General features: G+C 67.3%; 12 protein-coding genes. 5 read left to right on the forward strand and 7 right to left on the reverse strand.

Annotated elements, in window-relative coordinates:
- Positions 1-56: 56 nt before the first annotated feature.
- Positions 57-2,006, forward strand: coding sequence for a glycoside hydrolase family 3 protein (locus ACYVKI_RS09655; protein WP_460690133.1), 1,950 nt, complete (start codon positions 57-59; stop codon positions 2,004-2,006).
- Positions 2,007-2,028: 22 nt separating this feature from the next.
- On the opposite strand, the gene ACYVKI_RS09660 is transcribed toward ACYVKI_RS09655, so the two are convergent.
- The 3 genes from ACYVKI_RS09660 to ACYVKI_RS09670 all read right to left on the reverse strand — a co-directional run bounded on the left by ACYVKI_RS09660 (position 2,029) and on the right by ACYVKI_RS09670 (position 4,651).
- Positions 2,029-2,556, reverse strand: a complete 528-nt coding sequence (locus tag ACYVKI_RS09660; RefSeq protein ID WP_460690134.1) for an OmpA/MotB family protein — start codon at positions 2,554-2,556, stop codon at positions 2,029-2,031.
- 5 nt (positions 2,557-2,561) lie between these two features.
- Positions 2,562-3,119: a hypothetical protein gene (locus tag ACYVKI_RS09665; RefSeq protein WP_460690135.1), complete on the reverse strand. Its 558-nt coding sequence runs from the start codon at positions 3,117-3,119 to the stop codon at positions 2,562-2,564.
- 170 nt (positions 3,120-3,289) lie between these two features.
- On the reverse strand, positions 3,290-4,651 hold the full coding sequence (locus ACYVKI_RS09670; protein ID WP_460690136.1) for a THUMP-like domain-containing protein: 1,362 nt from the start codon (positions 4,649-4,651) through the stop codon (positions 3,290-3,292).
- A 284-nt stretch (positions 4,652-4,935) separates the two neighbouring features.
- Between ACYVKI_RS09670 and ACYVKI_RS09675 the strand changes: the two genes are divergently transcribed.
- The 4 genes from ACYVKI_RS09675 to ACYVKI_RS09690 all read left to right on the forward strand — a co-directional run bounded on the left by ACYVKI_RS09675 (position 4,936) and on the right by ACYVKI_RS09690 (position 8,958).
- Complete coding sequence (locus tag ACYVKI_RS09675; protein ID WP_460690137.1) at positions 4,936-5,991, forward strand: siderophore ABC transporter substrate-binding protein; 1,056 nt, start codon at positions 4,936-4,938, stop codon at positions 5,989-5,991.
- Between the two features lie 128 nt (positions 5,992-6,119).
- Positions 6,120-7,151: an ABC transporter permease gene (locus tag ACYVKI_RS09680; RefSeq protein WP_460690138.1), complete on the forward strand. Its 1,032-nt coding sequence runs from the start codon at positions 6,120-6,122 to the stop codon at positions 7,149-7,151.
- On the forward strand, positions 7,151-8,206 hold the full coding sequence (locus tag ACYVKI_RS09685; protein WP_460690139.1) for an iron chelate uptake ABC transporter family permease subunit: 1,056 nt from the start codon (positions 7,151-7,153) through the stop codon (positions 8,204-8,206). Before ACYVKI_RS09680 ends, ACYVKI_RS09685 begins: the two co-directional genes overlap by 1 nt.
- A complete protein-coding gene (locus tag ACYVKI_RS09690; RefSeq protein WP_460690140.1) occupies positions 8,203-8,958 on the forward strand; it encodes an iron ABC transporter ATP-binding protein in 756 nt (251 codons plus the stop codon). The genes ACYVKI_RS09685 and ACYVKI_RS09690 overlap by 4 nt, the downstream gene beginning before the upstream one ends.
- A 103-nt stretch (positions 8,959-9,061) precedes the next feature.
- Here ACYVKI_RS09690 and ACYVKI_RS09695 read toward each other — a convergent pair whose 3' ends face one another.
- The 4 genes from ACYVKI_RS09695 to ACYVKI_RS09710 are packed head-to-tail and all read right to left on the reverse strand — an operon-like array spanning position 9,062 to position 12,996.
- A complete protein-coding gene (locus tag ACYVKI_RS09695) occupies positions 9,062-10,357 on the reverse strand; it encodes a TRAP transporter large permease (protein ID WP_460690141.1) in 1,296 nt (431 codons plus the stop codon).
- 14 nt (positions 10,358-10,371) lie between these two features.
- A complete protein-coding gene (locus tag ACYVKI_RS09700; RefSeq protein ID WP_460690142.1) occupies positions 10,372-10,920 on the reverse strand; it encodes a TRAP transporter small permease in 549 nt (182 codons plus the stop codon).
- Between the two features lie 4 nt (positions 10,921-10,924).
- Complete coding sequence (locus tag ACYVKI_RS09705) at positions 10,925-11,929, reverse strand: TRAP transporter substrate-binding protein (RefSeq protein WP_460690143.1); 1,005 nt, start codon at positions 11,927-11,929, stop codon at positions 10,925-10,927.
- Positions 11,930-11,958: 29 nt separating this feature from the next.
- Complete coding sequence (locus tag ACYVKI_RS09710) at positions 11,959-12,996, reverse strand: L-idonate 5-dehydrogenase (protein ID WP_460690144.1); 1,038 nt, start codon at positions 12,994-12,996, stop codon at positions 11,959-11,961.
- Positions 12,997-12,998: the final 2 nt, after the last annotated feature.

Here is a 12,998-nt window from a genome sequence, read left to right on the forward strand (position 1 = left end):
GGGCCGTGACGTCGCCGGAGACCGTCCGCCCGGGGCGTGCTCGATACCCTGGAGCCATGACCTCCTCGTTCCCTGAATCTCCCCGAACCGCTGACCGGACGGTGCCGCTGCTGCGCTGGTCCGCGACGCTGCTGCTGGTTCCGGCGCTGTTGCTGAGCGCCTGCGGGCCGGGCGATGACGGCGGTGCTGGAGGTGGTGCTGGAGGTGGTGCTGGAGGCGGCACTGAGGACGGCACTGGAGACGGTGCAGCGGATGAGCAGACCGCTGAGCAGCGGGAGCAGCAGGAGCGGCAGCGCCTGACGGAGGAACGCCAGGAGGCCGACGCCGCCCGCGAGGGTGCCCTGGCCGGTCCCGGCGAGCAGCATCGGGCCGCGGCGGCCGCGGCGGTGGCCGAGCTCAGCACTGACCAGCGGGCCGGACAGGTGCTGGTCGGCGAGTACGGCAGCCCTGACGCCTCATCGATGGCGACCGTGATCGAGGAGCTCCACCTGGCCGGGGCGATCGTCATGGGGAGCAATGTGCCCGGCAGCGGCTCTGAGGTCGATCTGGAGGCGCTCGGCGAGCAGCTCGACGTTCTGCAGCAGGCGGCCGCAGAGCGGGACTGGCCCGCGGTGGTCGCCGTGGACCAGGAGGGCGGCCTGGTGACGCGGGTGGGGCACCCGCTGACGGAGTGGCCCGCACCGATGGCCTACGGGGCGGCGCGCCTCGGGGCATTGGGCGGGCAGGATCCGGACGAACCCGCAGGCGAGTCCGCAGGTGCCGGTCACGACGCCTTGGCGGTGCTGGGGCATCGGGCCATGGGGGAGGACCTGGCGGAGTTGGGCTTCACCGTGGACTTCGCCCCGAACGCGGACGTCACCCTCGGCGTCGACGATGCGGCCATCGGCTCCCGGTCCTTCGGCGCGGATCCGGAGCTGGTCGCCGATCTCGCCCTGGCGGGGCTGCGCGGGCTCGCCGAGGGTGGAGTGGCCGGCTCGGCCAAGCACTTCCCCGGTCACGGAGGCGTCACCGAGGACTCCCACCACACGTTGCCGGTCCAGCCCGCCGAGCTGAGCGAGTTGGAGGGCCACGACTGGGCGCCCTTCCAGCATGTGATCGACGCCGGCGCACCCATGATCATGATGGGTCACCTCGACGTCGCCGCGCTGGAGGCCGGGGTGCCGTCGTCGTTGTCCCCGGCGGCCTATGAGCGGCTGCGCGAGATGGGGCATGATGGCGTGATCGTCACGGATGCGCTGAACATGGCCGCCGTGGTGCAGCACGTGGGATCAGCCGAGGCCCCGGTGCGCGCCATGGAGGCGGGGGCAGATCTGCTGCTCATGCCCTCGGATGTGCGCACCGCCCACGCGGCGATCGTCGACGCGGTGGAGTCGGGAGAGCTCGAGGCCGACCGGCTGGCGGAGGCCGCCGAGCGGGTGGTGGCGCTGATGTTCTGGCAGCAGGATCTGGCCGCCGGGGAGCTCGACGCCGGCCCGGGTGTCACTCTGCCCGAGGTCCTGCAGGACGTGGAGCGGGACGACGAGTACACCGACCTGCCGCCCAGCACGGCGGGCGACGCTGGAGACGGGGCCGATCCACGTGCCGTCGACAGCTCGGAGGTCGCTGCCGCCGTCGCCCGTCACTCCGTCACCCTGGTGACCGGGCAGTGCGAGGCCGATGTCCTCCAGGATCCGGTGACGGTGGTCGGCGGTGAGGGGCGCGACCGGTCCCGGCTGGAGTCGGCGTTGCAGGAGGCCGGGCACCAGGTGGGTGCCGGAGGCATGGTGATCGCCCTGGTGGCACCGGGGGCGCCTCCGCCGCAGGCCGCCGATGTCATGGTGGCCCTGGACCGTCCCGAGCCGCTGCGTCTGTATCCGGCCGAGACCCAGGTGGCCCTCTACGGACGCGGGGAGGAGAGCTTCACGGCTCTGGTGGAGGCCCTCTCCGGCGCTCCGGCGCCCGGTGCCCTGCCCACGTCGGTGGGTGAGCATCCGCTCGGCCACTCTGCCTGCGGAGCGGTCCGCTGAGGTCCGGCCCGGGTCTGCCGGGTCAGTCGTGGTGGATGATCTCCACCCGGCGGTTCGCCGCGAGCGTCTCCGGAGCATCCTGGCGCTCTGTGACGGCGGGCTCTGCGTCCCCGCGACCCTCCGTCTGGATCTCCAGGTCGGGGCGCGCCTGGCGGACCGCGCCCGCCACGGCGTCGGCCCGCTGCTGGGAGAGCTCCAGGTTGTCGAAGTCCTCTCCGGTGGGGACCGAATCCGTGTGGCCGATCACCTGGATCTCCGCGCCGTGGGGAAGATCCTCGACGAGCTCAGCGATCCGCCCGCCGGCGCTGTCCGGCAGCTCCCAGGAGTTGACGGTGAAGAGGATGTCCGTGGCGAGTTCGATGATCAGGCCGTCGGGCGTCTGCTCGACCTGCTCGAGCGAACGGACCGAGCCGCTGGGGTCCCAGCGCTGGATGCTGGCTTCGATCTGCGCCTCGGAGGGTTCCGGAAGCTCGGCGATGGCGTCCTCGCCGGCGGCGGCCTGCGGCAGCAGTCCCAGCAGCGCGGTGAGCGTGGAGGCTGGCAGGTGCATGAGGATCACCACTCGACCGGAACGTCGGTGAACTCGGGGAGGTTGTCGAACACGCGGATGTCCACGGCGTCGACCGTATCCTCCGGGGCCGCGTAGACGTCCCACCAGACCATCGGCTCTCCGGGGGCGGTGCGCAGCCGGCCCGCGCTGGCCGACCACCAGGTGGCGCCGTCACGGATCACCCGGCACTCTTTCAGGTTCTCGCGGCCGACCACGGTGGGCAGCATGCGGTGGACTGTGGTCAGGTCCACCAGAGAGACGGTCTCCGCGCCGTCGGAAGCCTCCAGCGGAGTCAGGGACACCCGCACGGTCATGGTCTCGCCAGAGACCTCCGGGGAGTGCACGCCCACAGCGACTGTCAGGTCGCTGTCCGGGAAGTGATGCTCCTGGACGGCCAGGGGCTCGGCGAGCTCTCCGGCCTCGGGGTCATCCTGCTCGGGGTCATCCTGCTCGGCCACGCCCTGTGTGGTCTCCTCCTGGTGCTGGGCGGAGTTGGGTTCCTCTGTGCCCTCGGCGTCCTCGACGGTGGGACTGTCTGTGCCGCAGGACGTCAGCAGCAGCACCAGGGCGGCGCCCAGTGCTGACGTGCGGACGAGCGGACCTGTCGTCGTGTCCCTCAGGGAAATCCCCTCCTGGCGCCCTCAGGGCCATGTATTTGCTATTGCAATGACCATGACAGGGGGTAGTGGGTGTGGCAACAGAGCGGCCGTCGCATGCTCGTCCGGGGTGGGTCTCAGAGCGGCTCGACGACGGCAGCCAGGCGCTGATCGCCGAGCCTGGTGATCACCAGGGTGCGGTGGAGGGGCCTCCCGGGTGGCCGGCCTGTCGTCGCGCCACTCCGCCCGCGTCCGGCCTTTCCGGGGAGGATCTGCCGGCGCAGCGTCTCCGGCACCACGTCCACGCCGCGCTTCTTGATCTCCAGGCTGGTCACACCGTGCTCCCGCGCCCAGGCGCGCAGCCGCTTGACCTGGAACGGGAGGACCTCCACCACGCGGTGGCACCGGACCGCGGCGGTCGACGGCGGCGCAGCATCCTCGGGGAGCACGAAATAGGCGATGTGCTCGTCCAGCATGGCGCCGCCGAGTCGTTCGGCCAGGTCGGCGACCAGTCCCGCGCGGATCACGGCGCCGTCAGGTTCGCACAGCAGCCCGGAGAGCCCCTCCGGGCCCAGGGTCTCGAGGTCGGGGTGCTCGCCGAACTCCGCGGCAGAGGTCAGTTCCTCCACAGTCTCGGTGCTGCGGACCGTCGCCGCGCGTCGGACGTCCGGGCGGGCCAGCGCGTTGAACCACAGGACCACCTCCACCACCTGTCCGTCCACGCTCACCCACTCCGCCTCGCAGTCGGCGGGGATGAGCTCATGCGGGATGCCCGGTCCCAGCTTCACACCCAGCGGGATGCCCGTGGCGGCCAGTGCGGTCACGAAGCTCAGCGGAGGGGAGAAGGCCTCCGGGTCCCATACGCGGCGGGAGGCGCCGTCGGCGCTGTGCCCGCGGGTCGCATCCCGGCGCGCCGGATCCAGCCACAGGCCCCAGCCGGCAGGGGTGCTCCCCGGTGTGGTCACCCGGTCCGCCCCGTCCGCCCCGTCCTGGTCGTCGGGCAGGCTGCTCATCAGGCCCAACTCGGCGACGAAGGTCTCCGCGGTGGTGTGCCGGACCTCGGCCTCCGGGAACGGGGTGAGGTTCATCGTCGCCGCCGCGGCGGTGTCCTCATCGGCGTCGACGGCGACGACCTGCAGGCCCAGGGAGGCCAGGGCCAGCGCGTCGCCGCCCAGCCCGCAACCCAGGTCCGCCACATGGGTGAGGCCCGCCTCGCGGAAGCGTCGGGCGTGGCCTGCGGCCACGGGAAGCCGGGTGGCCTGCTGCAGCCCGTTCTGGGTGAGCAGCATCCGTGCGGCGAAGTCACCGAACTTCGCGGCGGCGTCCCGGCGCAGCCGCGACTGCGTCAGGGCGGCGGCCACCACCTCCGAGGAATGGCCGGTGCGGCGCAGCTCAGTATTGAGCCGGGCGGCGTCGTCGGGATCATAGGGCGGCAGCGAGTTCAGCAGCTCCCAGCCCTCAGGCGTCAGCAGCGGGGCGAGCGCAGAGGTCTCAGACATCCCTGTCAGCCTATCCGGACCCGACCCCGGGCGCGGATCCGGTTGGTTCGACGGGCAGGGCGGCGGAGCTCCGTCATGCGGGGGTCACCGACTTGCAGCGCATTAGCCAAGCAGATAAGTTCTTATTTGCTTAGGGTGGGCTAAGTTCTTCAGTGAAGGTGGGTGTGACCCCTTTCGCAGGACCTGGTCCGCTCGGCCGCGTCGCATCCGAGCTCATCGCACACTCCATCTCCGCCGACCGCCCCCGCACCTGGCGCCGGCCCGTGACCTTGAGGAAGGCCCCCATGACCGCTGCTGACACCGCCCGTCCCGCCACCCGTGCTGCCACCGGTGGCCGTCGGGCTTCCTTCTGCCTCTCCGTGTTCGCTGTGGGCGCCCTGGCCCTGACTGCCTGCTCCGAGGCCGACGCCGACTCCTCCGGCGACGCTGAGACCCAGGTCGGCTCTGAGGCGACCGTCATCACCATCGAAGATGACCACGGCACCCACGAGATCGACCTGGACGCCGTCGATTCCGTCGGCGCCTTCGACAACCGCAGCTTCCGCACCCTGGATGACTTCGACGTCGAGCTGAGCGTCGCGGCCCGCTCCCTGATGGGCGACGGGATCACTTCCTACGCCGACGACGAGGACATCCTCGACACCGGCATCCACCGCGAGCCCGACCTGGAGCTCATCGTCGCCGCGGAGCCGGACCTGGTCATCAACGGCCAGCGCTACCAGCAGTACTACGACGACATCGCCGCCCTGCTGCCCGAGGACAGTGTGATCCTCGAGTTCGACCAGTCCACAGAGGACCCGGAGACCTTCTTCGCCGGACTCATCGAGAAGACTTCGGCACTCGGCCAGGTCTTCCAGTCCGAGGACGAGGCCGACGCGCTCATCGACGCCCTGCAGGACGCCATGGACCGGGTGGCGGCCGCCTACGACGGCGACTCCACTGTGATGGGCCTGCTGACCTCCGGCGGAGACATCAACTACGCCGGTCCGCACCAGGGCCGCGGAGTCGCTCCGATCTTCCAGGAGTTCGACCTCGTCCCCGCTCTTGAGGTCGATGACCAGTCCAGCGACCACGAGGGTGACGACATCTCCGTGGAGGCCATCGCCCAATCGAACCCCGACTGGATCATCGTCCTTGATCGCGACGGCATGGCCCCTGATGACCCCGAGTACACCCCCGCCGGCGAGCTGATCGCCGACTCTCCGGCGCTGCAGGAGGTCACCGCCGTCCAGGACGAACAGATCGTCTACATGCCGCAGAACATGTACCTCACCGAGGACATCCAGGCCTACACCGAGTTCCTCGAGGACTTCGCCGACGCCCTGGAGAACGCCGAGTGACCTGTCCCGCGGAGGGCACCGGCCGCTGAACCGGGTGGGCCCCGCCGGTCCGCCGGCCGGCGGGGCCCACCTGACCCGCGGCGGCCAGCCCCCCCCGACCCCAGCACCCGATCGATCTGGACTCGACCATGACCACCACGCTGCGGCAGGACATCGCTCACACCAGCCGCGACATCCTCGTCGATGAGGAACGCGCCCGCCGTCGCCCGCTGGTGACCCCGGCGTTCCTGCTCGCTGTCGTCGTCACCCTCGGGCTGCTCATCGCCTCCTTGCTGGTGGGACAGTTCGACGTCTTCTCCGAGGGCAACTTCTGGATGTTCGGCATCACCCGCATCCCGCGGACCATCGCGCTCGTGCTCGCCGGGGCCTCGATGGCCATGTGCGGAGTCATCATGCAGCTGCTGACCCAGAACCGCTTCGTCGAGCCCACCACCACCGGCACCACTGAATGGGCCGGACTCGGGCTCATCCTGGTCATGTGGCTGGCGCCGACCGCCTCCCTGGTCGCACGGATGAGCGCCGCAGTGGCCATGGCCTTCCTCGGTACCATGGTCTTCTTCCTGTTCCTGCGCCGAGTCTCATTGAAGTCCAGCCTCATCGTGCCCATCATCGGGATCATGCTCGGTGCGGTGGTCAGCTCCTTCACCACCTACCTGGCGCTGATGACCGACACTCTGCAGGCGCTGGGCATCTGGTTCCAGGGATCCTTCACCGGAGTCATCCAGGGACGCTACGAACTGATGTGGATCGTGCTGGGGGTGACCGTGTTCGTCTTTCTGGTCGCTGACCAATTCACCGCCGCCGGTCTCGGCAAGGACATGGCCACCAACGTCGGGCTGAACTACACCCTGGTGCTGTTCATGGGCACCGCGATGGTCGCCGTCGCGACCGGGGTCACCGCCACAGTGGTGGGGACCCTGCCGTTCCTGGGCCTGGTGGTGCCCAACATCGTGGCGCTGTTCCGCGGGGACGACCTGCGCAGCAACCTGCCGTGGGTCTGCCTGGTGGGGATCTCCACCGTCACCGCGTGCGACCTGATCGGTCGGCTGATCATCGCACCGTTCGAGATCCCGGTGTCGATGGTGCTCGGCCTCGTCGGCGGCGTCGTCTTCATCGGGCTGCTGCTGCGGCAGCGTCGTAAGGGAGGGCTGGTCACCTGATGTTCAAGTCCGCTCACGAGTCGACCACCACCTCCACCACCCGACCGACCCCGCCACGGCACTCCGGGGCGATCACCGACCGTCGGCACCGGCGCACCTATGTGCTGGTGATGATTCTGCTGGTCGTGGTCTCCCTGGGCGCAACCGCTGGGATCCTCCTCTATGGCAATCCGGTGCCTCTCGGCAGTGACGGTTGGTGGCTCATCGTCGGCATGCGGCGGGACTCGGTGCTGACCATCGCCGTCGTCGCGCTGTGCCACGCGATGTCCACGATCGCCTTCCAGACTGCGGTCAACAACCGGATCATCACCCCCGGCATCATGGGGTTCGGGTCGCTCTACACTGCGATCCAGACCGGAGTCGTCTATCTCTTCGGGATCGCCGGGGTGACCATGCTGGTCGGCGTCCCACAGTTCTTCCTGCAGATGGTGGTGATGATGCTGCTGGCCACTGCGCTGTACACCTGGCTGCTCTCCGGGAAGTTCTCCAACATCCACATCATGTTGCTGGTCGGTGTGGTGCTCGGCGGTACTCTCGGTTCGCTGTCCACCTTCATGCAGCGGATGCTCACGCCCTCCGAGTTCGACGTGCTCACCGCCCGGCTCTTCGGCAACATCTCCAACGCCCGGGCCGAGTACCTGCCCTATGCGATTCCCATCGCGCTCGCCGTCGCCGTGGTGCTGTGGATCTGGGCACCGAAGCTCAACGTCATCGCCCTGGGCCGGGAGCACGCCACCAACCTGGGGCTGAACCACAAGCGGCAGGTCATCGCGATCCTGCTGCTGGTCTCGGTGATGGTGTCCCTGGCCACGGCCCTGGTCGGGCCGATGGTGTTCCTGGGCTTCCTCACTGCGGCGCTGGCGTACCAGTTCGGCGACACCTACTCGCACCGGATGCTGTTCCCGATGGGATTCCTCTTCGGCTACGCGATCCTCGCGGCCAGCTACTTCGTGCTGCGTCACGTCTGGGACGCCGGGGGAGCGGTGACCGTCATCGTGGAGCTGGTCGGCGGACTCGTCTTCCTATTCTTCCTCCTGCGAAAGGGACGCCTGTGATCTCCCTGACCGACGTCAGCAAGGACTACTCCTCCACAGTGTCGATCGGGCCTGTCAGCGTCGAGATCGCCTCCGGTGGCGTGACGGCGCTGGTGGGCCCCAACGGAGCGGGTAAGTCCACCATCCTGACCATGATCGGCCGGCTGCTGAGCCTGGACTCCGGGCGCATCGAGGTGGCCGGTCACGACGTCGTCAACACCGCTTCGAAGGCGATCGCAAAGATCATCTCGATCCTGCGCCAGGAGAACCACTTCGTCACCCGACTCACCGTGCGTCAGCTGGTCAGCTTCGGGCGCTTCCCCCACTCCCAGGGTCGACTCACTCTCGGAGACGAGAAGTACATCTCCGAGGCCATCGACTTCCTGGACCTCACCGACCTGGAGAACCGATACCTCGATCAGCTCTCCGGCGGGCAGCGGCAACGCGCCTACGTGGCGATGGTGCTGGCACAGAACACGGACTACGTGCTGCTGGACGAGCCGCTGAACAACCTGGACATGCAGCATGCGGTGGCGATGATGAAGCAGCTGCGTCGCGCCGCTGACGAGCTGGGTCGCACTGTCGTGATCGTGCTGCACGACATCAACTTCGCCGCCCACTACTCCGACCGGATCCTCGCCATGAAGAACGGCCAGGTGGTGGAGCACGGCACTCCGGCCGAGATCATGCGCGACGACGTCCTGACCCGAGTGTTCAACACCGAGGTGCAGGTCATCGCGGGGCCGAACGGTCCGCTGGCCGTGTACTACTGAGGGTGCGGGGTCTCTGCCACAGCCGACGAGGCACCGCAGTGTGGGGCCTTGTGATGCGAGATCTCGCGCCACAAGGGCCCACACCGTGGATCTATCGGGTGTGTCAGGGACTCAGCCAGTCCAAGGGTGTCAGGATGAGCTGAGGGAATATCGCCATCACGAGGACAAGGGCCGTCTGTGCCAGCAGGTACGGTAGCGCAGGCTTGATCACCTGATCGATCTTGACCTTTCCGACCGCGCACGCCACGTTCAGCGCGGGGCCGACCGGCGGCGTGATGAGTCCGATGACGTTGGCGAGTGTGAAGATGATGCCGAAGTAGACCAGATCCACGTCAGCGGCCTCCAACAGCGGCACCACGATCGGCGTGACGATGAGGATCGTCGGAATCACGTCGAGCACTGTGCCGATGAGGATGATGAAGAGCAGCAAGCAGATGACCAGCAGGGTCGGGCTGTCGGCGAGATCGCCGAAGGTGTCCGTGATGATGTCCGGGAGTCCTGAGATCGTCATGTAGTAGGCCAGCACCTGGGCGGCCGCTGCGAGGAACATGACGACGGCTGACATCTTGGCCGTGGAGCGCAGGGCCTCGAAGAGGGTGCGAACAGACAGCTGACGGTAGATGAAGCCGCCGACGAACAGGGCGTAGACGACGGCTACGACTCCTGCTTCAGTCGCGGTGAACACCCCGCCGCGGAGACCGACCAGGATGATGACGGGGAGCAGGAGGGCCCAGAACGCGCCCAGTGCCAGCTTGGAGAGCTCTGCGAACGACCCACGCTCGGTCGGAGCTTCCTGCACATTCTCCTTCGTCCGGGAGACGACGAACCAGACCGCACACATCGTCAGCGTGAGGTACAGGGCAGGTGCGAGCCCTCCCAGGAACAGCGATTGGATGGACACCCCGGCAGTCGCTCCGTAGACGATGAGCGGAACTGACGGGGGCATGACCGGAGTGACGAGGTTGGCACTGGCTGTGAGCGCCGTCGCTCGCGCACGGTCATAGCCCGCCTTCGCCATCATCGGGATGAGGATCGCTCCCAGCGCAGCGGTGCTCGCGACGGCGGACCCTACGAGGCTGCCGAAGAGCAGGCAGGCAATGATGGTGACGAAACCGAGTCCACCGCGGAAGCGGCCGACGGTCGCCTTGCACAGGTCAATGATGCGGTGGGTGAGCCCGCCGCGATTCATGAGTTCGCCGGTCAGGATGAAGAACGGCAACGCCATCATGGCGATCGAATCTGTGCCGCGCATCAGTTGGGCGGCCATGACCTGTGAGTCGGCGGCGCTCCCCATGTGCATTCCGGTGACCATCGCGCAGAACAGCAGAGCGAACGCGATGGGGACGCCGATGGCGATCGCACCGAAGAGATACCCGAACATCTGGGCCAGAGCAGGCATGAAGACTCCTTCTTCTAGTTCGCTGCCTGCCGAAGCAGGTCCGTGTCGTCATCGGGGATGGCCAGAAGCTCCTCGACGCTCATCTTGAAGACGAACAGCCGGAGGATGTTCATGAGCGCCATCAGCGCGATCGCCAGACCTGTCACCAGGCCGATGGCGTAGATGAGCGGTCGGGGATACTGCGTGGCCACCCAGCGATCCCCCATGCTCTGGACCACGAGATCCCAGCTGCCGATCACCAGGAGGGCCATGACCCAGACGATGATGAGCTGAACGATCGTGTAGAGGACCTTCTGGGCAGGCCGCGGAACCCGCTCCAGCAGGACATGCATCCCGAGGTGCCGGTTCTCGCGGAATGCCCCGACGGCGCCGAGGTACACGAGGTAGATGAAGCAGAGCCGCGCGATCTCTTCCGACCAGACCAAGCCCGAGTCGAAGAGGTATCGCAGCGCCATATTCAGGAAGACGAATACGACCATGGCGACGAGGAAGACCACCATGAGCAGTTCGATCGCACGGAAGAGCTTCTGCATGAAGCGTTCGATCGCATGTGTGGAGTTCATGAATTCACTGCACCTCTTCGATAGAGTCCACGAGATCCTCAGCCCACTCGTGTTCGGCGTAGAGGTTCTCGTAGAGGGCGTCGAGCATGTCGATCATCTGGTCGCGGTCGGCATCTGATAGCTCGGTGACCGTCACCCCGTGATCCTCGAGAAAGTCACGTTCATCCTCGATTCCGTCGAGATAGTTCTGCCAGGCGACATCTGCGGTCTCGATGGCGGCCTCCTGGACGATCTCCCGATGCTCGGCGGGCAGATCGTCCAGGAAGCGGGCGTTGGTGACGAACGGCAGCACGGCGGTGATGTGGTTCGTCTCGTAGACGTAGTCCTGTACCTCGTAGAGTGCCTCTCCGATCAGCGTGACCATGCCGTTGTCCTGGCCGTCCACGACGCCGGTCTCGAGGGCAGTGAAGAGATCGCCCAGCGGAATGATCTGCGGATTCGCCCCGAGGGACTCAGCGATACCCAGGTGAATCGGATTCCCTGGCATGCGGAATCGTTGGCCGGCGAAGTCCTCGACCGACTGGAGGGGTCGGTTGGACGAGAACGTTCGGGCGCTGTTCGGCCCCCAGGCCAGGACGTATGTCGATGAGAAGTGGTCATGGAAGTCCTCTGCCAGCTGGAGAGCCACCGGGGAGTCCGTCCAGACGGTCTGAGCGTGCTCCAGGTCTCGATAGAGAAACGGCCAGTCGGAGATCAGCATGGTGGGGTATTCCTGGTTCATGCCCGATCCGATCACGGCAGAGTCGATGGATCCGTTGCGCACGCTGTCCCACAGCTCGTCCTCGCTGCCGAGAGTGCCGCCGTGGAAGGTGTCCACCTGTATGAGCCCATCCGTCCTGCGTTCCACCTCCTCCACGAACACGTCTTCGATGGCTTGTGACATCGGATGATCGACGTCCCACACGTTGGCGAGCGTGAGAGTCGTGGTCCCGTCGTCGCCTGCTCCGGCGCAGGAGGCGAGGGGCAGGATGAGTGCCAGTGCAGTCGTGGCGGACGCTGTCTTCTTCATAGGAGTTCCTGAGGTCGAGGCTGGGCTTGTCATCGGAGGCGCAGCATGACTTTGCTGGAGGGGACGGTGGGGTCCATGGCCACGTCGAATGCGTGATGGACGTCGGAGAGGTCGAACTGGTGGGTGATCAGGGGATCGACGTCCAGACCGTCCTTCAGGAGGCTGATAGCCTCATGCATCTCATCGTGGAAGCGGAACGACCCGATCCATGTGATCTCACGCGTGATCAGGTCCCCGAGCACTGAAGGTGCAGGTGTCTTCGGAAGATTGCCGACCTGGACCAGCGTGCCGCCTGGAGTCGTCGCCGCGAGTGCACCCTCGAGGGCCCTGGGCGACCCGGAGGACTCGAAGACGATCGGTGCGTGATGGGCGATGCGCTCGCGACTGACATCGATGATCTCGTCTGCGCCCATCTGGGATGCGATGGCGAGACTAGACGGTGCGATGTCTGCTGCGATGACCTTCCCCGCAGCTCTTCGAGAGAGCGCGCCGATGATGAGCAGGCCGATGGGCCCGCAGCCGTTGACGATGACGTCGGCGTCGTCGACGGACGAGGCGGCGACGCTGCGGGCACGATGAATGGCATGGAGCGCCACGGCGAGCGGTTCGGCCAGGGCTCCGCGTTGGGTGTCGACGGACGGCGGGAGCGGGATCGCCTGATCGCTCCGGACTCGCAGAAGCTGGCAGAAGCCGCCGTCATTGTGCGGAATCTGGGCGGCGGAGCCGAGGTACCGGACTTCCGGGTGACGGTTCATACGGTCGGACTCTGAGGCGTCGATGCTCGCACCTTCCGGGAGAGAAGCGGGGTACACAGCAACGTTCTGGCCCAGCAGGGACTCGGGAGCATCGGCACCGACTTCGATGACGCGCCCTGCGACCTCATGGCCCAGGATCAACGGTTGCTTCAGAGTCGCGGTGCCTGATGCGCCGTGCGCGACGTAGGAGATATCGGACCCGCAGATGCCTCCCCATTCGACGGCGACCAGGACGTCGTTGGCAGCGGGTCGGGGTCGGGGTCGCTCTTCGAGTCGAAGGTCGTGGGCTCCGTGGACGGCTGCTGCTTTCACGT

Source organism: Nesterenkonia suensis (assembly GCF_054782935.1).

Coding starts and splice junctions, on each gene's coding strand:
- ACYVKI_RS09660 (WP_460690134.1), bottom strand. CDS start 2,556: ATGCACCTGCCAGCCTCCACGCTCACCGCGCTGCTGGGACTGCTGCCG.
- ACYVKI_RS09675 (WP_460690137.1), top strand. CDS start 4,936: ATGACCGCTGCTGACACCGCCCGTCCCGCCACCCGTGCTGCCACCGGT.
- ACYVKI_RS09705 (WP_460690143.1), bottom strand. CDS start 11,929: ATGAAGAAGACAGCGTCCGCCACGACTGCACTGGCACTCATCCTGCCC.
- ACYVKI_RS09655 (WP_460690133.1), top strand. CDS start 57: ATGACCTCCTCGTTCCCTGAATCTCCCCGAACCGCTGACCGGACGGTG.
- ACYVKI_RS09680 (WP_460690138.1), top strand. CDS start 6,120: ATGACCACCACGCTGCGGCAGGACATCGCTCACACCAGCCGCGACATC.
- ACYVKI_RS09670 (WP_460690136.1), bottom strand. CDS start 4,651: ATGTCTGAGACCTCTGCGCTCGCCCCGCTGCTGACGCCTGAGGGCTGG.
- ACYVKI_RS09700 (WP_460690142.1), bottom strand. CDS start 10,920: ATGAACTCCACACATGCGATCGAACGCTTCATGCAGAAGCTCTTCCGT.
- ACYVKI_RS09695 (WP_460690141.1), bottom strand. CDS start 10,357: ATGCCTGCTCTGGCCCAGATGTTCGGGTATCTCTTCGGTGCGATCGCC.
- ACYVKI_RS09685 (WP_460690139.1), top strand. CDS start 7,151: ATGTTCAAGTCCGCTCACGAGTCGACCACCACCTCCACCACCCGACCG.